Here is a 21,422-nt window from a genome sequence, read left to right as displayed (position 1 = left end):
GCCAGGCCACGCTCACGCCGCGTGGGCGAGCCCCCGGCCGGCCTCGTCCACGCTGATCTGCTCGGCCCGCTGGCGGGCGGCCAACCTGGCGAGGGCACCGCCCGCGGCGAGCAGCCCCGCGTAGGTGCCACGCTCCGCGATCCGGCCGGCCTCGAGGACCACCACCTGCTCCGCATGCTCGACGGTGGAGAGGCGGTGCGCGATCGTCAGGGTGGTGCGGCCCTCGGCCAGCCGGTCGAGGGCCTGCTGGACCTCGGCCTCGGTGGTGTTGTCCAGAGCGCTGGTGGCCTCGTCGAGCACCAGGACCCGGGGGTTGCGCAGGATGGTCCGGGCGATGGCCAGCCGCTGCTGCTCGCCGCCGGAGAAGCGGTGTCCGCGCGCGCCCACCATGGTGTCCAAACCGTCGGGCAGGCCGGCGATGAGCGCCGAGATCCGCGCCGACTCCAACACCTCCCACAGGCGGTCCTCAGCGGCAGCCGGGTCAGCAAGGAGGAGGTTCTCCCGGACCGTGGCGTGCACGAGGTAGGTCTCCTGGCTGACCACGCCGACGATGCCCGCAAGGTCCTCGGGCGCGATGTCACGTACATCAACGCCATCGATGGTGATCCGGCCGACGGAGGGGTCGTGGAGGCGCGGGATGAGGGCGCCGAGCGTCGACTTCCCGGACCCGGTGGGCCCGACGACGGCGGTGGTGGTGCCGGCGGGGATGGCCAGGTCGATGCCTCGCAGCACGGGGGCACCGTCGCCGTAGGAGAAGGCGACGCCCTCGAAGCGCACCTCCCCGCGGACCGCCGAGGGGTCCAGGCGGACGGGGCGGGCAGGCGGCTGGACCTCGGGGACGAGGTCGAGGAATTCGAAGATCCGGCTGAACAAAGCGGTCGCGGTGACCCACTGGACCCCGACATTGAGCAGGCCCATCACGGGCCGGAACACGCTCGTCTGCAGCGCGGTGAACGCCACCAGCGTGCCGATGGTCATGCCGCCCGAGACCGCGGGGAAGCCGGCGGCGAGGTAGATGGCGGCCGGGATGGCCGCGAAGATGATGCCCATCGTCGCCATCCGCCACTGACCGGCGAGCTGCGAGCGCAACTCCAAGCCGACGAGGCGGTCAGAAGACTCGGTGAACAGCTCCCCGTTGCGGCCGGTGGTGCCGAGCGTCTTGGCCAGCCGGATCCCGGAGAGGGACAGCCCCTCCTCCACCTGCGTGTGCAGGGTGGCGAGCTCGCGCTGGCGCCGGCTGGTGATGTCGCGGCGCAGGAGTGCGACGCGGCGGCTCAGGAGGATCGCCGGCGGCAGGACCACCAGGGAGATCAGCGACAGCCGAGGCGAGAGCGCCACCATGGCGGCGGCGGTGGCGACGGCGGTGGTGAGGTTGGAGGCCACCGACGTGGCGGTGCTGGTCACCACGGACTGCATGCCGGAGATGTCGTGGGTGAGGCGGGACTGGACGTCGCCGCCGCGGGTGCGGGTGAAGAAGCCCAGCGACTGACGCTGCAGGTGGGTGAACAGCGACGTGCGCAGGCTGTGCATCACCTGCTGGCCCATCCGGGTGGCGAGCCAGGTCTGGATCACGCCGATGATGGCCGTGACGGCCGCCACTGCGACCATCGCCCCGGTGAGGAGGCCGAGCAGGCCGAGGTCCTGGTTGGGGAGGGCGTCGTCGATGATGCCTCGGACGAGGAAGGGCTGCGCGAGGCCGACGATCGAGGACGCGCTGATCAGCAGCACGACCATGAGGATCGTGAGCTTGTGCGGGGCGAAGAGGGCGGCGACGCGCCGCAGATCGACGGGGTGCTGGGCGAGCTGGCGCTTGTCAGCCGGGTTGACCCGGGCCGGACCGCGCCCGCCCTCGGACCCGCCGCCGGGAGAAGTGTGGGGTGCTGCCATGAGGCATCGACCTCCTGCGAGAAAGGCGTGGAGTGGTTCGCACGCATTACTGAGGTTACCTCACTATGAGGCTGGAGGGCAACTCTGCAGTAGGCTGGCGGGATGGACACCTCGCACCCGGACCACGAGCCGCAGGACCTGGGCTCGCTGTTTCACGCAGCCTTCCGCGGGCTGCGGAGCTCCTGGGCCGAGCAGCTCTCGCCGTGGGAGATCACGCCGTTCCAGTGGCGCGCGCTGCACACGCTGGCGCGTGCCGACGGCGGCCTGCGCCTCAAGGACCTGGCGGAGCGGCTGCGGATCGCGCCGCGCTCAGCCACCGAGGTGGTGGACCAGTTGGAGTCCGCGGGCCTCGTCGACCGCACTCCGGACCCGGGCGATCGCCGCGCGGTCATCGTCGCACCCACCTCGCACGGCCTGGAGATCCACGACGCGGTGATGTCGCAGCGCAAGGAACGCTCGGAGGAGTACTTCGCGGTGCTGTCGCCGGCCGAGCAGGACCAGCTCGCCGCGCTCCTGACCCTGTTGGCTGGGACTCATGGGGAGCATCTCCCGCGGTAAGTCGCTGCCAGTGGGCACCTCCCTACCCACCCCACCATCGCCCCCTGAGGAATCCCGCATCGGGCAGCGATCGCGGGATGTCTCGAAGGGTCGGATCGCAGGCCGTGAGCAGGACTGGGGCCTGCTGCCCCGCGGCTGGACGCTTCACACCCAGCGCCGAGGGTCGCGGCTACGGTTGCGCAATGGTGTGGACGCGAATACTGCCGGGCGCGACTCTTGTGGTGGCGGTCGTGGCCGGCGTGCTGAAGGCCGGCGGCGCCGTCGTGGCCGGGCATTGGGCCTACCTGCTGTGGCTGGCCATCGCCGCGACCCTCGGAGCCGGCCTGCTCTGGTGGGGCGCCAGCGGTCCCGCGCCGAAGCCAGGCACCGCACGGACGATCCGGCGCTGGGCCGCCGCCGCGCTGGGCGCCGGCTTCGCCGCCGCGACCTTCTGGCTGGCGCCGTATCCCGTCGATGTCGAGGACGCGGCGAGCATCGAGAACCCACCGGGAGTGGTGCTCACCTCGGACTCCACCTCGATCCGCCTCGACCCCGCCGACGCGGAGCCGCAGGGCGCCGGTGTCGCGTTCATCCCCGGCGCCCTGGTGGACCCGCGCGCCTACATCCCCCTCCTCACTCCCCTGGCGCAGGCCGGCCACCCCGTCTACATCGCCAAGCCGCCGCTCGGGATCGCCTTCCTCGCGCCCGGGGTGGTCACGCGTGCCGAGGCCGCATTTCCGGACGCCGCCGAGTGGGTGGTGGCAGGTCACTCGTTGGGCGGGGCCGTGGGATCTCAGCAGGCCCTCGACGACGGCGCCGCGGGCCTGATCCTGCTCGGGTCGTTCCCCATCGGCGACCTCTCCGGGTCGGACCTGTCCGTGCTCAGCGTGTCGGGGAGGAACGACGGCCTCGCCACTCCCGCCGACGTCGACGCGAGCAGGGCGAACCTCCCCGCCGACACCGAGTTCGTCGTGATCGACGGCGGAGTCCACGCCCACTTCGGGAACTACGGACCGCAGAGCGGCGACGGCACTGCTGAGGTCACCCGCGAGGAGGCCCAGGCCGAAACGGTTGCGGCCATCCTGGAGTTTCTCTGAGCGGATGCCGGCGTCCTTGGACCTGACCGGCCAACGATCCGAGACGGTAGATCAGCGCGCTCAAATGCAGCCGAGCCATGGACCGGGCGGAGGGTTCCGCGGCCTGCGTTCCTCCAGATCGACCCTCGACCCACTGCAGAGCCAAGAGTGCGATCTAGAGGCACAACGGCCGCGCCGGCCCCTTGACCCCGCCCCCCAGGGAGCTGATTGGCTGGGGACCAACTCGGCAGAACCCAGGGGTTGACACACGAACCGAGTGCGTCTACTGTTTCGTTATACGCATAACCCCCGAGGAGGTGTTCGATGGAGAACCAGCCCACCATGAATGATGTCGCCGCAGCCGCCGGCGTGTCGCAGGCCACGGTATCCATGGTGCTCAACGGGACCCAGTCCGGGCGTGTCTCCGCCGCCACCGCCCAGCGCGTCCTCGACGCCGCCAAGGATCTCGGCTTCCGGACCAACGTCCACGCCAAGGTCCTCCGCGAGGGCAAGTCGCGATTGATCGGCCTCATCGGCGACGAGGTGGCCACCACCCCGTTCGCCGGCGAAATGATCCTCGGCGCCCAGCAGGAGGCCTGGCGGCGGGGACACGTGCTGCTCACCGTCGACACCACCGGTGATCCGCGCCTCGAGAAGGCAGCCATCTCCATGATGCAGTCCTACCGCGTAGCCGGCGTGATCTACGCATCCATGTACCATCGCCGCTTCGAGCTACCCACCACCCTGGCCGCGACACCCACTGTCTGCGTCAACGCGCAGGACGTGAACGGCTCCGTCACCAGCATCTTCCCCGACGAGGTGGCCGGTGGGCGCGCCGCCGCCCAGGCACTCCTCGACGCCGGCCACCGTCGCATCGCCATGATCAACATCGCCCCCGAGCACTCACCCCTCCCCGCCGCCGCGGGCCGCCTCCAGGGGTTCACCGACGCCCTGGCCGACGCCGGGCTGGAACTGGACCCCCGCCAGATCCGTCACGGCAACGGCGCCTATGAGGACGGGCTCGCGTTCGGCGCGGAGCTTCTGCGCCAGGCAGACCGCCCCACGGCCATCTTCTGCGGCAACGACCGCACGGCGCTCGGCACCTACCACGCCGCCTACCAGCTCGGCCTCTCCATCCCCGACGACGTCAGCATCGTCGGCTTCGACAACCAGTCACTGTTGACCCCGATGTTCTCCCCGCGCCTCACGACGTTCCAGCTCCCGCTCGTGGAGATGGGGCGCCTCGCGGTCGCCGAGGTACTGAGCCGCAGCTCAGCCCCGAAGCGGCTCGCCGTCGAATGTTCGCTCCAGTCCCGCGAATCCGTCGCACCCGTAAAGGTCCCCGCATGACGTCCACCACCGCCCCACCGGTCCCCATCCCGCCCGCCACAGCAACCGCGGCGCCGCCGCCGCGGAAACGCGTCTCGCGCCGCACATCGATCCTTCGCTCGTGGCGGTTATACGTATTACTTGCTCCTGGCCTCATCTACCTGATCATCTTCAAGTACTGGCCGATGTACGGCGCGCAGATCGCGTTCCGCAACTACAACCCGGCCGCAGGGTTCACAGGCAGCCCATGGGTGGGCCTCATGCACTTCGAGCGGTTCATCAACTCGTTCCAGTTCGAGGAGCTCCTGGTCAATACCCTGACCATCAACACCGTCGGCCTGCTCGTCGCCTTCCCGGTGCCGATCGTCCTGGCCTTGATCGTCAACCAGCTGTCCTCGCCGCGGTTCAAGAAGATGGTGCAGACCGTCCTCTACGCGCCGTCGTTCATCTCCGTGGTGGTCGTGGTGGGCATGATCTTCCTGCTGTTCAGCCCTGGCGCCGGCATCGTCAACAACGTCATCGAACTCTCCGGCGCCGAGCCCGTCTTCTTCATGGGAGACCCGGACTGGTTCCGGCCCCTCTACATCGGCTCGGACGTCTGGCAGAACGCCGGCTTCTCGATGATCATCTACCTCGCGGCACTCACCGCCATCGACCCCTCCCTGCACGAGGCCGCCAAGATGGACGGCGCCAACAAGTTCCGCCGGATCTGGCACATCGACATCCCCGGAATCCTGCCCGTGGTGACGATCCTCTTCGTCCTGGCCATCGGCAACATCTTCAACCTCGGGTTCGAGAAGGTCTACCTGATGCAGACCCCGCTCAACCTCGAGACCTCCGAGATCATCAACACCTACGTGTACAAGGCGGGCCTCCAGCAGGCGCAGTTCAGCTACTCGGCCGCCATCGGGCTGTTCAACTCGGTCCTCAACCTCATCCTTCTCGTGACGTTCAACTTCGTCGCCAAGAAGGCCAACCAATCCTCTCTCTGGTGAGCCACATGACCACGACCACTGCACCCCTGCCCCCGGCGTCGTCACTGGCGAAGCCCCGAGATGGGTTCGCCACCCGCATGGCCGACCCGCTGTTCAACATCCTCAGCATCGGCATCCTCGTGATCGCCGTGATGATGATCATCTACCCGCTGTACTTCATCCTCATCGCCTCGGTCAGCGACCCCAACCTCATCGCCCAGGGCAAGGTTTGGCTGCTGCCCAACGGCTTCACCCTCGAGGGCTATGAGACGCTCTTCGCCAACGACGCGATGCTGCGCGGCTTCGGCAACTCGCTGCTCTACACCGCCGTCGGCACCCTGGTCAGCGTCTCCATCACCCTGACGACGGGGTACGCCCTGTCCCGCCGCGACATGCCGGGCCGCAGCATCTTCATGATCCTGTTCGTCATCACGATGTTCTTCGACGGCGGCCTCATCGCCCGGTACCTCGTGGTCCGCGACCTCGGACTGCTCGACACCATGTGGGCCGTGATCCTCCCCGGCGCCGTCGGCGTCTGGAACCTCATCATCGCCCGGACCTTCTTCGAGACCAACGTGCCGCCGGAGCTGCGGGAGGCGGCCCAGATCGACGGGGCCAACGACTTCCGGTTCTTCTTCGGCATCGCCCTGCCCCTCACCAAGCCACTCATCGCGCTGATGGCGATGACCCACATCGTGGCGTACTGGAACTCCTACTTCGACGCAATGATCTACCTCAACGACGAGACGATGTATCCGCTCCAGCTGGTGCTACGCAACGTGCTCGTCGAGTCGCAGGCCTCGGCCTCGCTCGACACCGGCTCCATCGACTCCTATGCCGCGGCACAGCGCCTGGGCGAACTGATCAAGTACGGAATGATCGTCGTCTCCACGGTGCCGCTGCTCATCATCTTCCCCTTCCTCCAGAAGTACTTCGTCAAGGGCGCCACCCTCGGCGCCCTCAAGTGACCCCACCCTCCCGAAAGGAAACATCAACGATGATCAAGCGACGCAGCATCCTCACCGGAATCGCAGCCCTCGCGGCTTCCGGCCTCGTGGCCGCATGCTCCAACGGCTCCGACGGCGGCGGCCTCCCCGCCGACGAGTCCGACGCCTTCGGCTTCAACGAGGAAGGCTTGCCGATCACGGACAAGCCCCTGCCGATCACCTTCTCCGGTACCAAGTCCGCGCTGTCCCCCGACTACGAGACCATGGAACTCGTCCAGCGGTGGAAGAGCGACACCAACATCGACATCACCTGGGACAACCTCCCGGACAACGTGTATGCCGAGAAGAAGAACCTCATGCTCGCCTCGGGCGAACTGCCCGACGCGCTGTTCAACACCGGCCTGACCGACAGCGACGTGGTGACCAACGGCTCCAACGGCACGCTCATCCCGCTTGAGGAGCTCATCGACGCTCATGCGCCGATCCTCAAGGGCATCCTCGACGCCCGCCCCGACATCCGCGGCGCCATCACCGCCTCCGACGGTCACATCTACACCCTGCCCGCCGTCGAGGAGCTGGGCATCCTCTCCTACCCGAACTTCCTCTTCGTCAACAAGACGTGGCTCGACGAGGCCGGCCTGCCCGTGCCCACCACCATCGACGAGTACGAAGCAGCTCTCCGCGCGTACAAGGCCCGCGGTGCGGTCCCGCTGTCGTTCCGCGTCGACTCCTTCTGCGCCAACGTCGCGGATCTCATCGCGGCGATCGGCGGCCTCCCGGACAACAACGACCACCGCATCATCCAGGACGACAAGGTGATCTTCACCGCCGCCCGCGAGGAGTGGCGCACCGCCGTCAAGCGACTCGGCGAGTGGTACCAGGAGGGGCTCATCGACCAGGAGAGCTTCTCGCAGGACGACCCGACCTACCTCGCCAAGGGCAAGGCTGATCCGATGACCCTCGGCTCGTTCATCTGGTGGGAGATGAAGGAGGCCGTGGGCGAGGACCGCGCCGGCGACTACGCCCACGTCGGCGTCCTCAAGGGATTCGACGGCAAGCAGCGTGCCTCGGTGTCCAACTACGCCGAGATCAACCGCGGTGCGTTCGCCATCACCAGCGCCAACAAGTACCCGGCCGCCACCATGCGCTGGGCCGACCGCCTGTACGACCCGGTCATGTCCGCCGAGACCCGCTGGGGCCCGATCGGCGTCACGCTCCAGAAGGACGCCTCCGGCATCCTGGTGCAGATCCCGGCCAAGGAGGGCGAGTCCGAGGGCGAGCGTCGTCAGAAGGTGGCACCTGGTGGCCCCTGCATCACCACGCGTGAGCACTTCGAAACCGTGGTGGCGCCCGAGCCCCGCGCCAAGGAGCGTCAGGACATGTGCCGCGAGTTCTACGAGCCGCACCGCGCCAACGACGCCTACCCTCCGGTCATGCTGAGCAACGAGGAGCTGCAGCAGATCGCCGACGCCCAGACAGAGATCAACACCTACGTGGGCCGGCAGTTCGCTACGTTCATCGTCGAGGGCAACATCGACGCGGAGTGGGACGGCTACGTCGCTCAGCTCGAGTCCATGGGCCTGTCCAAGGTGGTGGAGGTCTACCAGGCCGCCTACGACCGCTACAAGAGCGCCTGATCATCCACCCACTCCACGAGGTTCCCTGATGCAGCACACCCCCCAGTACCGCCCCGCGATCCATTTCACCCCGCGTTCCACCTGGATGAACGACCCCAACGGCCTCATCCGCCACAAGGGCCTGTACCACCTGTTCTTCCAGAACAACCCGGAGGGCCGCACGTGGGGCAACATCGGCTGGGGGCACGCGGTGTCGTCGGATCTCCTGGAGTGGGAGGAACTGCCGATGGCCATCCCCGCCACCGAGTGGGAGATGGCCTTCTCAGGATCCGTCGTCTGGGACCGGGACAACACGTCCGGCCTGGGCGACGGGTCCGAGGGCCCGCTGGTGGCCCTGTTCACCAGCTCCTATACGGCCGCTCACCCCGAGCGGGCGGGGCAGCAGGCGCAGTCGCTGGCCTACAGCCTCGACGACGGGCTCACCTGGACCCGGTACCCGGGCAACCCGGTGCTGGACCGGGGCTCGAACGAGTTCCGCGACCCCAAGGTGTCGTGGCACCAGCCCACCGGCCGGTGGGTGATGGTGACGGTCGAGGCGGTGGACCGGCAGGTCCTGATCTTCTCCTCCCCCAACCTCATCGACTGGACCCACGAGAGCAGCGTCGGCCCGCTCGGGGAGCCAGGGCTGCTGTGGGAGTGCCCTGATCTCATCGAGGTGCCTGTTGAGGGCCTAGGGGTGTCGCGGTGGGTGCTGCTGCTCAGCACCAACCCCGGCGGCTTCGCGGGTGGGTCGGGCATGCAGTACGCCGTCGGGGATTTCGACGGCGCCGCCTTCACGCCGGACGCGCACGGTCTGCGCTGGTTCGACCACGGGCCCGACATGTACGCAGCCGTCTCATTCCAGGGCACCGACGAGCCCACCGTCCTGGGCTGGATGAGCAACTGGGCCTACGCCAACGACACCCCCACCCACCCGTGGCAGTCGGCCATGACACTGCCCCACACGCTCACGCTGGTGCCCGCCGACGGCGGCCCCGCGCTCCGGCATGCGCCGGTGCTCCCCGCCGTGATGCCGTCGGGCACGCACAGGGTGGAGTTCGAGTTCCTCGGCGTGGGCGAGATCGCGCTGGAGACCGGCGAGGACGACGCGATCAGCCGGTTCGTGCTGCGGCGCCTGCCGGACGGCGACCTGCAGGTGGACCGGAGTGGGGCGGACCCGCACGGGGTGCACGCGGGGATCAACGTGACGCCTCCTATCCCCCTGCCCCCTGGCCCGGTGGCCGGACTTCTCGTCGAGGACCACGGGCTGATCGAGGTGTTCCTCGACGGCGGGAGGGTCGCGGTGACCTCGCAGACCTTCCCCCACGTCGGCCCCGTCAGGGTGACGAGCTCGGGGCTCGCTGGAGTGAGCTCCTCGCCGGTTGTCGCGCTCGTCAGCTGAACGATGCCCGCCCGCAGCGCGTCCCCTCTGAGCTGTGGAGAGGAAGCACTGGGATGAACCGGTTGATCCGGGACGACCCCCAGCCGGGCCCACCGTGCCAGCTCTCCAGCAAGCGACGGCTTCCTTCAACAGCTTGACAAGGTTCTTCGTTCCAACCGCGATAGGTAGCGCCCCGGGGAATTCCCCAGTGGCGCGCGACCCAGTAGCCGGGGTGTCGCGGCAGGCTGCGTCGATGTCCCACCCGGCAAGCACCGAGGCCACACCGTCGCTCACCTCCACCGCGACACCCGCAGTCCACAGCCATCCCGCGACACTCACATGCACGACGTCGGCCTCCCCCGCGACTCCTGCTCGGCGGCGGCCCTGCGCCACTGAAGCAGCACGTCCCGCGGCGCCGTGGCGACGGGCCGCGGGGAGCCGAGGATGGTTGTGAGACTCTGACCGGCAGCATCGAAGGGGTCACTCCACCACGCGCTGTCGGGCGATTCGACGACGGCGCGGAGTGCGTCCCACACCTGTCCACCCGCCAACTCCGGCACCCCGGACCGCCCGATCGCCGACGCGACATCGTCGGGTCCTCGCCTCTGCAACCTGCTATCCATAGCGCGGTTAGTGTGCATATACGCAGATGCCGCCCTCTGGATAGCAGGATGCAGACCCTCCCTCTTGCCGCGGCGCCCTCCCGGCAGTCTCACTCACCTTCCCGCGGCAGAATGGCGCCATGGAGAAGCATCTCGACGCCGAGGACCTGGTGTGCGGGATTGTCGCGGGCGAGGTGGCCGCTGAGGTGGTCTACCGCGACCGTCACGTCATCGCGTTCCTCGACCACCGGCCGGTGTTCAAGGGCCACGTCCTCGTCTGCCCCGTCGAGCACGTCGACACCTTCACCGACCTCCCTCCCGAGCTTCTAGCGCCCCTGTTCGCCGTCGTCCAGCGGGTCGCCGCCGCTGTCACGACCGCGTACGGCGTCCAGGGATCTTTCACCGCCATCAACACGGTGGTCAGCCAGTCCGTCCCCCACCTGCATGTGCACGTGGTGCCGCGGACGAGGGGTGACGGCCTGCGCGGGTTCTTCTGGCCCCGGACCCGATACACCGAAGGCGAGCAGGCGGCCTACGCCGCCCGGCTGCGCGAGGCCCTCGCGGCCCCTCCGGAGGCGTCGGGCGGGTAGCCTCGCGGGCGTGAGGATCGCCACCTGGAACGTCAACTCCGCCAAGCAGAGGATGCCCCGACTGCTGCCCTGGCTGGAGGAACGCAAGCCGGACGTCGTCTGCCTCCAGGAGACCAAACTCACCGACGCCGCCTTCGGTGAGCTCTTGGCGGGCCCCCTCGCGGAGCTGGGTTACGAGGCCGCGCACCACGGGCACGGCGGGTTCAACGGCGTTGCGCTGCTGTCCCGCGTCGGGCTGTCCGTCGTCGAGCGGAACTTTCCCGGCCAGCCCCGGTACGGGGGCGTCACTGAGGCCCGGGCCATCAGCGCCACCTGCGGCGGCGTGCGCATCCACAGTCTGTACGTGCCCAACGGCCGCGAGGTGGGCTCGGACCACTACGCCTACAAGCTCGACTGGTTCGACGCGCTGGCGGCGGCAGTGGCTGCGGGCCCCGCGAACGTGGCGCTGTGCGGGGACATGAACGTGGCGCCCGCAGACGCCGACGTGTTCGATCCCGCCGCCTACCTCGGCCACACCCACGTGACCGGACCCGAGCGGCAGCGGCTGGAGGCCTTCGGGCTGGTCGACGTCGTGCGGGCCCGCTGGCCGGAGCGCGAACGCGTGTTCTCCTACTGGGACTACCGCGCCGGAATGTTCCACCAGGATCTGGGAATGCGGATCGACCTGGTGCTGGCGTCGCAGCCGGTGGCGGACCGGGTCACGGCCGCCTGGGTGGACCGGGCTGCCCGGAAGGGCAAGCTGCCCAGCGACCACGCGCCGGTCATCGTCGACCTCGATGAGGCCCCCGACGGCGACATCGGCCCCGTCGTGCCCCCGCCGTCGAACCCGAAACGGGGTGGCCGGACGAGGCTGCCTCAATCGAAGGACTGACGCGACGACGGCGCCGGTTCGGGGCTCATCCCTCCGAGGCTGCGGGCCGGCCGAGGCCGGTCCCGAGCCGCGCGATCCCCCGGTGCACCGCTCCCCGGAGGTTGCCGGCCCCCGACCGGTCGCCCGAGCCGATCAGGCTGGCGCTGACAATCCCGAACAGGGCGCCGACGGCCAACCGGACCGTCTCCACGTCGTCGTCGCCCGCCCCGGGCAGCACGTCGAGGACCCTATCCCCCACCGCCGCCCAGAGCTGCCACTGAGCCTCCCGGACGAAGGGCACCAGCTGGGGATGCCCGACAGCGAGCGCCGCGACCTCGGTCAGCGACCCGAAGGCACCCACCCGGATCTGGTGGTCAACCAGGTCGCTGACCAACGTGAGGGGATCGGCCGCGGTGGGCGGCTGCCACTCGCGCAGCGCCGCCTCCACCCGGTGCACGACCACCGCCGCGACCGCCGCCTCCTTGCACGAATAGTAGTTGGAGAACGTCCGCCGCGACACCTCCGCCTCGGCCACCACGTCGTCCACCGTCACCTCGCCGAACCCGCGCTCGCGCACCTGGTCGAAGGCGGTGGCGGCGAGCCGCTGCGCCACGGCGGTGCGCTTCGCGTCGCGTAGTCCGGGTGCCATGGGTTCAGTGTCCCACCCCGGCCCCGACGGGCGCCTCCTCGCGTGGGGCGTCCTCTACCACCGCGTCGGCCACCTCGAGACGCGTGCCCTCGACGTCGACCTCGGGAAGGATCCGGTCCAGCCACCCCGGCAGCCACCAGGCGTGGTCCCCGGCCAGGTGCAGCACCGCCGGGATGAGCGCCATGCGGATGACGAAGGCGTCGATGAGGATGCCGACGGCGAGCGCGAAGCCGAACTGCCGGATCATGGAATCGTCGCTGAGGACGAAGCCACCGAAGACGGAGACCATGATGATGGCCGCCGCGACGACGACCCGGCTCGCGTGATGGAAGCCGTCCACCACGGCCAGCCGCGCGGTCTCGCCGTGCACGTAGGCCTCGCGGATCGACGTGCCGAGGAACACCTGGTAGTCCATCGCCAGGCCGTAGAGGATGCCGGTGGCCATGATCGGCAGGAAGCTCAGTACCGGACCGGCCCGATCCACCCCCACGAGCCAGGTGAAGCTGGGATTGCCGAAGGCCGTCACGACGAGCCCCATGGTGGCGCCGATGGACAGGAGGAAGCCGGCGGTGGCGGCCAGCGGCACCACCACGGACCGGAACACCACGAGCAGCACGATCAGCGACAACGCGGCCACGAGGGAGAGGTAGACGGGAATGGCCTCTGCGAGCGACTCGGACAGGTCGATGTTGATGGCGGTGAGACCCGTGACGCCGATCCGCTCAACCCCGTCGAGTTCGGCGGCGCGCACCGCCGTGACCAGGGTGGCCGTGCTTTCATCGGTGGGTCCGGCGTCCGGGACGACCGTGTAGAGCACGAGCGAGCGGTCCTCGGAGGTCCCCATCAGCTGGACGTTGGCCGCCGTCTCGTGCGTGGCAAGTTCGGACTGCCAGGCCTCCAGGCGGTCCTGATCCACAGCGGCCGCATCCGAGGGCGTCAGCGCGACGATGAGCGGCGCGTTCGCCCCCTCCCCGAGGGCGTGGGTCACGGAGTCGTAGGCGACCCGCTGATCCGAGCCGGGCGCGGCCACCGCCCCCGACGGCATGCCGAGCTGCATCTGCGCGGCCGGCAGCGACAGGGCGCCCAGGCCCAGGACGATGAGCACGATCGTGAGGATCGGGCGCGCGGTGACGGCCTCGACCCAGCGCTTGGCCATCCGGCCGAACCGGGAGTGCTCGTGGCCGCGGTGGGCGCGCACCGGCTGGGTGCGTGCCCGACGCCCGCGACCGAGCAGCCCCAGCAGGGCCGGGAGCGCGGTGAGCGACAGGGCGATGGCCAGGATGACGGTGACGGCTGCCGTGACCGCCATCGTGGAGACGAACCCCATGCCGAGCGTCAGCAGCCCGAGGAGCGCGATGACGACAGTGAGCCCGGCGAACAGGACGGCGCCGCCGGCGGTGGCGACAGCGCGGGCGGTGGCCTCGACCGCGTCGAGCCCGAGCCTGGCCCGCAGGGAGCTGTGCTTGTGGATGATGAAGAGGGCGTAGTCGATCCCCACGGCCAGGCCCAGCATCAGCCCGAGCGCCGGCGTGGAGGTGGTCATCTCGAAGTTCGCGGACAGCGCGTAGGCGCCGCCCACCCCGATGAACACGCCGACGAGGGCGAGCAGGATGGGCAGGCCGGCCAGCGTGAGCGAGCCGAGGGTCAGCAGCAGCACGACGGCGGCGATGGCGAGGCCGATGGCCTCACTCCCGCCGATGGGTGGCTCCATCGGCTGAAGGGCGCTGCTCGCGGCCACCGCGAGGCCCTCCCCTGCGACCTCTCCGTCGACGGCGGAGAGCAGGTCGTCGAGGCTGCCGTCGGGGAGATCGGAGATCTGCTCGGTGAGCTGGATGGAGGCGATGGCGACGGTGCCGTCGTCCGAGACGACGACCGTCCGACGCTCCCCGTCGGAGGCCACCAGTGAGGTTCCGCTCGGCGACGTGCCGTCCAGGAGTCCGTCCAGGCGGCCAAGGGCCTCGTCAGTGGCGGCCATGGCCGCGTCATCGACGGCCGCGGCAGGGTCGGTCATGCCCGGCTCGGGAGCCGGGAACCCGTCGACGGGGACGCCCATGGCCTGCAGCTCGGCCCGCAGCTGCCCGACCTCGGCGAAGAACGCGCCGGACTCGGCGATGAGCTGCTGGTCAGGGGCGGCGACGAGGGCGCGGGCGGTCGTCATGACCTCGTTCAGCCGCGCGCCGAGCGCCGCCATTGATTCCTGTTGCGCCGGCGACGCGGCGGGTGCCCCGCTGGGGACTGCCCCTTCGAGGGCGGTGATCAACGACTCGAGCTGGGCACGGACCTCGTCGGCCACCTTGCCCTCGACGGTCGCGCGGACGGTGGTCTCCACCTCGGCGCGCTGCTCCTCCAGCCGGGCATCCCGGTCAAGGACGATGCCGGTGCCGACGGCCGCGTCGAGCGATCGGGAGATCGCGTCGGCGCGGTCAGGGCTGTCCACGCGCCCGCCGTCGTCGGCGGAGAAGACGAGGGTTCCCTGCGTGCCACCCGCCTCGGGGAGCGCTGCGGTGACCTCGTCCAGCACCAGCTGCGCGGGGGCGTCGTCGAGGGTGAGGCGCGAGGAGATGGACGGGGTCTGCGTGAGGAGCAGGCCGACCACGGCAGCGATGACGAGCAGCCAGGCCGCGAGGAAAGCCAACGGCCGGGTGGCCGCCGTCCTGCCGAGGCGGTAGAGGAAGGCGGACATGCGGGGCCCTTCGGTCGATGACGGAGACGTCCCCAGAGTAGGTGCTTTATTGCCCATTAGGCAAATTTGCCCATTGAGCATTCGGGTGCCGTTCTGCGTGCCCTGAGCCCGCTGACAGCTACACGCGGATCACCTCGAGAGCGCCCAGCTCAGCGAGCACGTCGAACCCCGAGTCCTGAGTGACCACCGGCAGTCCGTTGGCCAGCGCCACGGCCGCGATCCACAGATCATTGATCCCCATTGATCGACCGGCCTCGTGCAGCTGCACCCGCAGCGACGCCCACTGCCTGGCCACCGCCCCGTCCACCGCCAGCGGCTCCAGGCCGGCGAGTCTCTCGACGGTGGCCAGCCTGGCCACGCGCGTCCGCGTGTCGGGCGCCGCCAACACGCCCGCCTGAAGCTCGGCGAGCGTCACGACGCAGACGTACGCCTCATCGGGAAGCGCGGCGGTGTCGAGTAGCCGACCCACTTCCCCAGCGATCCACACGCTGGTGTCCAGCAGACCGGCGCTCACCTGATGGGCCCGAGGTCTTCCGTGGAACCCGCGGAGATCCACCCGAGGTCCGACTCAAGGGTGACATCTACCCGCTGGGCGTGCACCAGGTCGATCAGGTCGGAGCGCTTCATTGCGACCGGCCTGCGCCTCGCGGGGCTCCGGATCTCGGCAACCGGCTCCCCGTTCACCGTCACGGTGACGACGTCCCCAGCAGCGACGCGGTCCAGCACCGAGCGGGTGTGGTTGCGGAGGTCCCGGGAGGCGACGGTCGACATGTGCGCAACTGTAGCACTATCGCCACAGTCGCCCGGTTCAGCGCAGCGGGCGCCCCTCCACGGAGGGACGCCCGTGCGTTCCGATGACCTGACCACGCGCCGGTCGCGGGGTCAGAGCCGGGAGCGGAACTCCTCGTGCTGCCGCATCACGGCCGATGGCACCTTGGTGCCCATGCGGGCGAGGAAGACGTCGGTGTCGTCGGCCTCGGCGCTCAAGGCGGCGGCGTCGATCGCGAAGAGCGCGTCCCAGTCCTCGTCGCTCACGCCCGCAGCCTGGTAGTCGATCGCTCCATGGACAGGCACCAGACCGTACGGCGACTCCATCGCCGAGGTCTTCCCCTCGATGCGCTCGGTGATCCACGCGAGGGCGCGGGAGTTCTCGGAGAACCCGGGCCACAGGAAGCGGCCGTCCTCCCCCCGGCGGAACCAGTTGACCTGGAAGATCTGCGGCGCGTTGCCCGTCTCGCCGAGCCTCTCGCCGACGTTCAGCCAGTGCTGCCAGTGGTCCGCCATGTGGGTGCCGGAGAAGGGCAGCATCGCGAAAGGGTCGCGGCGCAGCTCGCCGAGGGTTCCCTCGGCGGCGGCGGTGCGCTCCGAGGCGAGCGTCGCACCCATGTAGACGCCGTGCTCCCAGTCCCTGGCCTGCGCCACGAGCGGGACGTTGGTGGCGCGTCGCCCGCCGAAGATGATGGCGTCGATCGGCACGCCCGCCGGGTCATCCCACGTGTCCGCGATCGACGGGCACAAGTGGGCGGCGACGGTGAAGCGCGAGTTGGGATGCGCCGCCGGGGTTTCGGAGTCGGGGGTCCAGTCGCGGCCCTGCCAGTCGGTCAGGTGCGACGGCGCCTCGTCCGTGAGGCCCTCCCACCAGACGTCGCCGTCGTCGGTGAGGGCGACGTTGGTGAAGACGGTGTCGCCCTCGATCGTCGCGATCGCGGTGGGGTTGGTGGAGTGACCGGTGCCGGGAGCCACCCCGAAGAAGCCGGCCTCAGGGTTGATGGCCCGCAATCGGCCGTCGGGGCCCTGCGCCATCCAGGCGATGTCGTCGCCGATGGTCTCGACCGTCCAGCCGGGGATGGAGGGACGCAGCATCGCGAAGTTCGTCTTGCCGCAGGCGCTGGGGAACCCGGCGGCCACATGGAACGTGCGGCCCTCGGGGTTCGTCGCCTTGAGCAGGAGCATGTGGGCGGCCAACCACCCCTCCTCCTCGCCGATCTTCGAGGCGATACGCAGCGCGAACCCCTTCTTGGCGAGGATGGCGTTGCCCCCGTAGGCCGAGCCGAAGGACCAGATCTCGCGGCTCTCCGGGTAGTGAACGATGTACTTGGTCTCGTTGCACGGCCAGACCACGTCCTCCTCGCCGGGCAGCAGAGGCGCGCCGACGGAGTGCACCGCCGGGACCCACTCCGTGCGCGGGCCGATCTGCGCAAGCGCGGCGGCGCCCATCCGGGTCATGATGCCGGTGCTGATCACGACGTAGGGCGAGTCGGTGACCTGGACCCCGAGGCGGGCGAGAGGGCTCCCCACCGGCCCCATGGAGAACGGGACGACGTACATGGTGCGCCCACGCATCGCCCCCCGGAACAGGCCGCTCAAGGTCTCGCGCATCTCCGACGGCGGGGCCCAGTTGTTGGTGGGCCCGGCGTCATCCTCGCGCTCTGAGCAGATGAAGGTCCGGGACTCCACCCGGGCCACGTCGCTCGGGTTGGAGCGGGCCAGGTAGCTGTTGGGGCGCTTGGCGGGGTTGAGCTTGATGAGGGTGCCTGCCGCCACGGACTCGTCGAGCATCCGCTGGCGCTCCTCGGCGGAGCCGTCGCACCAGAGGATGCGCTCCGGCTGGGTCAGCTCGGCGATCGAATCCACCCACTCGACGATGCGGGAGTCGGCGTTATCGGGTGCGTGGCGGGTGAACGTGGCGGTGGCGGTCATGAGATTCTCCAACCTTGTGGGTGTCGCTTCGGTGCGGGATGAGCTTGTGGCTTCACCATACGGACGGGGACCCGGGGTTCTACTGGTCAGATTGCTGTGAACTTCGGCAGTTCTTCGCGTATGGTGAACTGCATGGCAGATCTCTCCACGCTGGGGCGGCGCATTCGGCATTTCCGCACCAAGGCCGGCCTGACGCTGGAAGAACTGGGAGAGATCACGGGGACGGCTCCCAGCCAGCTGTCCATGGTGGAGAACGGCCACCGCGAACCCCGCCTGTCGCTGCTGGAGGCCATCGCAGCAGCCCTGAGCGTGACCGCCTCGGATCTGCTGGCCGCCGAGCCCCCGTCGCCGCGGGCCGCGCTTGAGATCGAACTCGAGAAGGCCCAGGCCTCCCCTGCGTACCGGGAGCTCGGCCTGCCCCTCCTGCGCCCTTCGCGGGCGATGTCCGACGCGACGCTGAAGACGATCGTCGGCCTGCACCGCGAACTCGACAGGCGCGCCCGGATGGCCATCTCAACGCCTGAGGAGGCGCGGCGAGCCAACACCCAGCACCGGACGATGATGCGGGAGCGGAACAACCACCTGCCTGAGATCGAGCTGATCGCGGAGCAGGCAACCAAGGCAGTGCGGCACACGTCTGGCGCCCTGACCCACCGCACGGTCGCGGAGATGGCCAAGCGGGTGGGGCTGACCATCGTGCACACCGACGACCTCCCCCACTCGGCGCGCGCCGTCGTGGACCTCGAGCACGGCCGCATCTACATCCCGCCGGCCTCCATCCCCGGCGGACACGGGCTGCGATCGCTGGCGCTGCAGGCCATGGCCAACACCGTGCTCGAGCATGAGGCGCCGGCCGACTACGCCGACTTCCTCCGCCAGCGCCTCGAGGCCAGCTACTTCGCCGCGGCGTGCCTGATGCCCCGCGCCGCCTCCGTCGACTTCCTGGAGCGCGCGAAGCGGGAGCGCAACATCGCGATCGAGGACTTCCGCGACACCTTCGGGGTCACCCACGAGGGCGCGGCGCTGCGGTTCACCAACCTGGCCACCCACTACCTGGGGATCACGCTTCACTACCTGCGGGTCAACGGCGACGGCACCGTCGTGGGTGCCTATGAGAACGACGGTCTTCCGCTGCCCCAGGACGCGACCGGTTCGACGGAGGGCGAGGTGGTCTGCCGCCACTGGAGCGCGCGAAAGGCGTTCGCGCGTGCCACCCGCACCAGCGAGCACTACCAGTACACGGACACGCCTGCCGGCACCTTCTTCGAGTCGACGCAGACCGGGACCGGCGCAACGACGGAGTTCTCCATCACCCTGGGCGTGCCCTATGCCGAGTCGAAGTGGTTCCGGGGGCGCGAATCACAGCAGCGCGAGGTATCGACGTGCCCAGACGCGCGGTGCTGCCGCAGGCCGGAGGATGGGCTCTCGGAGCGCTGGAGGGGGCAGGGGTGGGCGTCGCCCAGGGTGCGGACCCACCTGTTCGCTCCCCTGCCGCAGGGGACCTATCCGGGTGTGGACGATCGCGAACTCTACGAGTTCCTGGAGGCGCACGCGCACGACTGAGCCGTCGGCGTGGCCCACCGACGGCACCTCACGTCTGGGCGTTGGCCAGATCCTCCGGGTACACGACGTCGATCTCGTCGATCGTGGTGGCAAAGTCCCTGCGATTGTTGGTGAGGAACCGGTCAGCACCTGACGCGACGGCAGTGGCCAGATGTACCGCGTCCGCCGCCCGTAGTCTGTAGGTGACAGCCAGCGCGACGGCGAGTCGCGCCGTCGCCTCGTCCACCGGGCGAAGCTCCAGCCGACCGAGGAGGCCGGCCAGCGCCTTGACCTCGGCGGAGTCGGGGTCTTCCCTCAGTGGCTTGGTCAGCACCTCTGGCAGGAGCAGGACTGAGCCGATGCCGACGGGCCCCTCACCTTCGACGGCGAACAACGAGGCCACAGGCACCCCAAGAGGGTGACCATCGGCTGCCGCGTAGATGAGCACATCAGCGTCGAAAGCAGTGAGGAGTGTCATCGGCCGGACCGTGCGTCACGGACCGCATCAACGAGCTCCTCCGCCCGCTCGGGCGAGATGACGGGGCGCTGCATCGGCTCGCTGCGGGTCGAGTCCAGGAGGCCCGCGATCCGCTCAGCCTCATCCCATACCTTCGACGCACGGCGCGCTTTGAGCACGTCCGGACGAACCAGGACGGCGACCACCCGGCCGTGCCTGGTGATCGACACCTCCTCGCCGGCCTCGACACGGTCGAGCTGCTCCGGAAGGGTCTGGCGTGCAGTGCTCACGCTGATTCTCGACATGACGAAATTGTACATCTTTGTACATATTTGTCCTGACCTTGTCCCTAGCCTCGAACATCCTCGCCGGCGATCCTCCATCGCTGCAGGGCCCTTCGCACGGGCACCGTAGGCTGGAGCGTGTGAGCATTGAAGTCATCGCCGCCATCGCGGCCGTCGTTCTGGTCCTGGTGGGCCTCGTGGGCATCGTCTTCCCCGTGCTGCCGGGCAGCATCATGGTCGGCGCCGGGGCCCTCGTGTGGGCGATCTGGGGCGCCTCGAATTGGGGATGGGTCGCCTTCGGCGTGGCCGCGGTGTTGCTGGTCGTCGGCGGGCTGAGCAGCTGGCTGCTCACAGGCCGGTCGCTGCAGCAACGGCAGATCCCGAAGTGGCCGATCACGGTCGGGCTCCTGCTGGGCATCGTCGGGATGTTCGTGCTGCCGGGCTTCGGTCTGCCGATCGGTTTCGTGATCGGCCTGCTGCTTGCCGAGTGGTACCGGGTGCGCAATTTCCGCCAGGCGGCGGTCACGAGCTGGGAGACGGTCAAGGCCTTGGGGCTCGGGATCCTGATCGAGCTCGGCTGCGCGATGCTGGCGACTGCGGTCGTCGCGGTGAGTGTCGCGACCGCCTGGTGACGGCGAGCGGCAGACTGTGGCCATGGACGACCCGTCGGACACCCCTCACCTGGCCCCTGCCTGGGCGACGGCGGTGGGACTCGGCGTGGTGGCCGCCGTCGCGACGTGGCTGGCCAACCAGGTGATCGTCGGATCCTTCGCCGACGCTCCCCGCCCCGACGACCTGCTGTTCGAACTCCTCCCCTACGTCTCCCCAGCACGCTGGCTCACGGTGGTGGCCCTGGCCGCGGGGATAGGCGTCTACCTGTGGGCGACATGGCGCGCGGCGCCGTCGACGCTGCCCGCTGCTGCCACGGCCGTGGCGCTGATGTACCTCCTGCGGGCGGGAATGATCGTCCTGACCCCGTTGGCGCCGGCCTACGGGGAGGGCATCTTCGTCTTCCCCCAGGAGCAGTTCGGCACGTTCCCCTCCGGCCACACGGCCCTGCTCACCCTGCTCGCCCTCCGGGTTCCCGACGATCGGCCGCGACTTCGTCTCTTCCAATGGGCCATGGTCGCGCTCATGGTCGCCGGCCTGCTGTTGGCGCACGGGCACTACTCCATCGACATCATCGGAGGCCTGCTGCTCGCCTACTTCGTGGCCACCGTCTGGCGGCACGGGAGACTGTTTTCGCCCTTCACGAGAGTCACCGGCCCCTGAGCCCCGCCCCTGACCTAGGGTGAGCGGATCAACCGAAGCCGCCACG

21 protein-coding genes are annotated in these 21,422 nt (G+C 69.5%); 12 read left to right on the top strand and 9 right to left on the bottom strand.

The window, feature by feature from the left end:
• Positions 1-12: 12 nt before the first annotated feature.
• Complete coding sequence (locus ACX1D1_RS04370; protein ID WP_459056093.1) at positions 13-1,887, bottom strand: ABC transporter ATP-binding protein; 1,875 nt, start codon at positions 1,885-1,887, stop codon at positions 13-15.
• A 102-nt stretch (positions 1,888-1,989) separates the two neighbouring features.
• Here ACX1D1_RS04370 and ACX1D1_RS04365 point away from each other — a divergent pair, with 102 nt between their 5' ends.
• The 7 genes from ACX1D1_RS04365 to ACX1D1_RS04335 all read left to right on the top strand — a co-directional run bounded on the left by ACX1D1_RS04365 (position 1,990) and on the right by ACX1D1_RS04335 (position 9,768).
• On the top strand, positions 1,990-2,445 hold the full coding sequence (locus ACX1D1_RS04365; protein WP_459056092.1) for a MarR family winged helix-turn-helix transcriptional regulator: 456 nt from the start codon (positions 1,990-1,992) through the stop codon (positions 2,443-2,445).
• A gap of 182 nt (positions 2,446-2,627) precedes the next feature.
• Entirely contained in the window at positions 2,628-3,521 is an 894-nt protein-coding gene (locus ACX1D1_RS04360; RefSeq protein ID WP_459056091.1) for an alpha/beta hydrolase, read from the top strand.
• Between the two features lie 303 nt (positions 3,522-3,824).
• A complete protein-coding gene (locus tag ACX1D1_RS04355; RefSeq protein WP_459056090.1) occupies positions 3,825-4,850 on the top strand; it encodes a LacI family DNA-binding transcriptional regulator in 1,026 nt (341 codons plus the stop codon).
• Entirely contained in the window at positions 4,847-5,824 is a 978-nt protein-coding gene (locus ACX1D1_RS04350) for an ABC transporter permease (RefSeq protein WP_459056089.1), read from the top strand. Before ACX1D1_RS04355 ends, ACX1D1_RS04350 begins: the two co-directional genes overlap by 4 nt.
• A gap of 5 nt (positions 5,825-5,829) precedes the next feature.
• Positions 5,830-6,771, top strand: coding sequence for a carbohydrate ABC transporter permease (locus ACX1D1_RS04345; RefSeq protein ID WP_459056088.1), 942 nt, complete (start codon positions 5,830-5,832; stop codon positions 6,769-6,771).
• A gap of 29 nt (positions 6,772-6,800) precedes the next feature.
• Positions 6,801-8,387, top strand: coding sequence for an extracellular solute-binding protein (locus ACX1D1_RS04340; protein WP_459056087.1), 1,587 nt, complete (start codon positions 6,801-6,803; stop codon positions 8,385-8,387).
• A gap of 28 nt (positions 8,388-8,415) precedes the next feature.
• Positions 8,416-9,768, top strand: a complete 1,353-nt coding sequence (locus ACX1D1_RS04335) for a glycoside hydrolase family 32 protein (RefSeq protein WP_459056086.1) — start codon at positions 8,416-8,418, stop codon at positions 9,766-9,768.
• A gap of 314 nt (positions 9,769-10,082) precedes the next feature.
• On the opposite strand, the gene ACX1D1_RS04330 is transcribed toward ACX1D1_RS04335, so the two are convergent.
• Positions 10,083-10,358, bottom strand: a complete 276-nt coding sequence (locus ACX1D1_RS04330) for a hypothetical protein (RefSeq protein ID WP_459056085.1) — start codon at positions 10,356-10,358, stop codon at positions 10,083-10,085.
• A 131-nt stretch (positions 10,359-10,489) separates the two neighbouring features.
• Between ACX1D1_RS04330 and ACX1D1_RS04325 the strand changes: the two genes are divergently transcribed.
• Both ACX1D1_RS04325 and ACX1D1_RS04320 read left to right on the top strand, forming a co-directional pair.
• The gene (locus ACX1D1_RS04325; protein ID WP_459056084.1) at positions 10,490-10,939 is read left to right on the top strand and encodes an HIT family protein; all 450 of its coding nucleotides are present in this window, start codon (positions 10,490-10,492) and stop codon (positions 10,937-10,939) included.
• A 10-nt stretch (positions 10,940-10,949) separates the two neighbouring features.
• Complete coding sequence (locus tag ACX1D1_RS04320; protein WP_459056083.1) at positions 10,950-11,810, top strand: exodeoxyribonuclease III; 861 nt, start codon at positions 10,950-10,952, stop codon at positions 11,808-11,810.
• 25 nt (positions 11,811-11,835) lie between these two features.
• Here ACX1D1_RS04320 and ACX1D1_RS04315 read toward each other — a convergent pair whose 3' ends face one another.
• The 5 genes from ACX1D1_RS04315 to ACX1D1_RS04295 form a co-directional block, all read right to left on the bottom strand.
• A complete protein-coding gene (locus ACX1D1_RS04315; RefSeq protein ID WP_459056082.1) occupies positions 11,836-12,438 on the bottom strand; it encodes a TetR/AcrR family transcriptional regulator in 603 nt (200 codons plus the stop codon).
• Between the two features lie 4 nt (positions 12,439-12,442).
• Positions 12,443-15,121 carry an MMPL family transporter gene (locus ACX1D1_RS04310; protein ID WP_459056081.1) on the bottom strand — a complete coding sequence of 893 codons (2,679 nt, stop codon included), beginning with the start codon at positions 15,119-15,121 and terminating at the stop codon, positions 12,443-12,445.
• A 118-nt stretch (positions 15,122-15,239) separates the two neighbouring features.
• Positions 15,240-15,635 (bottom strand): type II toxin-antitoxin system VapC family toxin, encoded by a 396-nt coding sequence (locus tag ACX1D1_RS04305; protein ID WP_345580393.1) that lies wholly within the window; start codon positions 15,633-15,635, stop codon positions 15,240-15,242.
• Positions 15,632-15,892: a type II toxin-antitoxin system Phd/YefM family antitoxin gene (locus ACX1D1_RS04300; protein WP_459056080.1), complete on the bottom strand. Its 261-nt coding sequence runs from the start codon at positions 15,890-15,892 to the stop codon at positions 15,632-15,634. Before ACX1D1_RS04300 ends, ACX1D1_RS04305 begins: the two co-directional genes overlap by 4 nt.
• 111 nt (positions 15,893-16,003) lie before the next feature.
• Positions 16,004-17,821, bottom strand: a complete 1,818-nt coding sequence (locus ACX1D1_RS04295; RefSeq protein ID WP_459056079.1) for a phosphoenolpyruvate carboxykinase (GTP) — start codon at positions 17,819-17,821, stop codon at positions 16,004-16,006.
• A gap of 132 nt (positions 17,822-17,953) precedes the next feature.
• Here ACX1D1_RS04295 and ACX1D1_RS04290 point away from each other — a divergent pair, with 132 nt between their 5' ends.
• Entirely contained in the window at positions 17,954-19,384 is a 1,431-nt protein-coding gene (locus ACX1D1_RS04290) for a helix-turn-helix domain-containing protein (protein ID WP_459056078.1), read from the top strand.
• Between the two features lie 28 nt (positions 19,385-19,412).
• Here ACX1D1_RS04290 and ACX1D1_RS04285 read toward each other — a convergent pair whose 3' ends face one another.
• Both ACX1D1_RS04285 and ACX1D1_RS04280 read right to left on the bottom strand, forming a co-directional pair.
• On the bottom strand, positions 19,413-19,841 hold the full coding sequence (locus ACX1D1_RS04285) for a type II toxin-antitoxin system VapC family toxin (RefSeq protein WP_187720431.1): 429 nt from the start codon (positions 19,839-19,841) through the stop codon (positions 19,413-19,415).
• The gene (locus ACX1D1_RS04280) at positions 19,838-20,125 is read right to left on the bottom strand and encodes a type II toxin-antitoxin system Phd/YefM family antitoxin (RefSeq protein ID WP_226965871.1); all 288 of its coding nucleotides are present in this window, start codon (positions 20,123-20,125) and stop codon (positions 19,838-19,840) included. Before ACX1D1_RS04280 ends, ACX1D1_RS04285 begins: the two co-directional genes overlap by 4 nt.
• A 119-nt stretch (positions 20,126-20,244) precedes the next feature.
• Between ACX1D1_RS04280 and ACX1D1_RS04275 the strand changes: the two genes are divergently transcribed.
• Both ACX1D1_RS04275 and ACX1D1_RS04270 read left to right on the top strand, forming a co-directional pair.
• On the top strand, positions 20,245-20,736 hold the full coding sequence (locus ACX1D1_RS04275; protein ID WP_459056077.1) for a DUF456 domain-containing protein: 492 nt from the start codon (positions 20,245-20,247) through the stop codon (positions 20,734-20,736).
• 22 nt (positions 20,737-20,758) lie between these two features.
• A complete protein-coding gene (locus ACX1D1_RS04270) occupies positions 20,759-21,376 on the top strand; it encodes a phosphatase PAP2-related protein (protein WP_459056076.1) in 618 nt (205 codons plus the stop codon).
• Positions 21,377-21,422: the final 46 nt, after the last annotated feature.

It is taken from the genome of Tessaracoccus luoxuelianae (genome assembly GCF_054483915.1).
Note: the sequence above shows the minus strand (reverse complement) of the source record. Positions and strands in the feature narration are given on the sequence as shown.